The organism is Paraburkholderia sp. NMBU_R16, assembly GCF_013282575.1.
Lineage (GTDB): Bacteria > Pseudomonadota > Gammaproteobacteria > Burkholderiales > Burkholderiaceae > Trinickia.
In genome coordinates, this window is sequence record NZ_JAAAYE010000300.1 from 1 (window position 1) to 473 (window position 473).

Sequence of the window (473 nt, forward strand, 5' to 3'; positions counted from 1 at the left end):
GGCGTCGTGGTCGTGATAGGCGACCCGCCGACCGACCGTGGACAACTCGCGCAAGCGCCCAACATGGAGGAAATCAGCCGAACCAAAATTCAACTGCTTAACCGTCCACGGAAACGGGTCACCCCCAAAGAAGCGTTTGCCCGCTACGGGTTGCCGGACATCGTGAACACCGATCAGGGCAGTCAGTTCACGGCGGGTGCGTTCACCGATGCCGTGCTGGGCCGGCAGGTTCGCTTGTCGATGGACGGCAAAGGGGCCTGGCGCGATAACGTGTTCGTCGAGCGGGTGTGGCGCAGCATCAAGTACGAAGAGGTCTACCTGAAAGCGTACGAGTCGGTCAGCCACGCCGGGTCTGTCAGTAATTTCGTGTTCAAGGCATATGATGCTCCCCAGGAGAAAATATGCCTCGCAAACCCAAGACCCCACCGGTAGACCTGCCGGCGATTCCCGCCGAGCTGCTTGAGCAGTTCGGC

Annotated in this window: 1 pseudogene; it reads left to right on the plus strand. The window is 60.5% G+C overall.

The window, feature by feature from the left end:
- Window positions 1-126 precede the first annotated feature (126 nt).
- Window positions 127-348: pseudogene (locus GWC77_RS29925) on the plus strand (IS3 family transposase); the annotation flags it as partial.
- Window positions 349-473 lie beyond the last annotated feature (125 nt).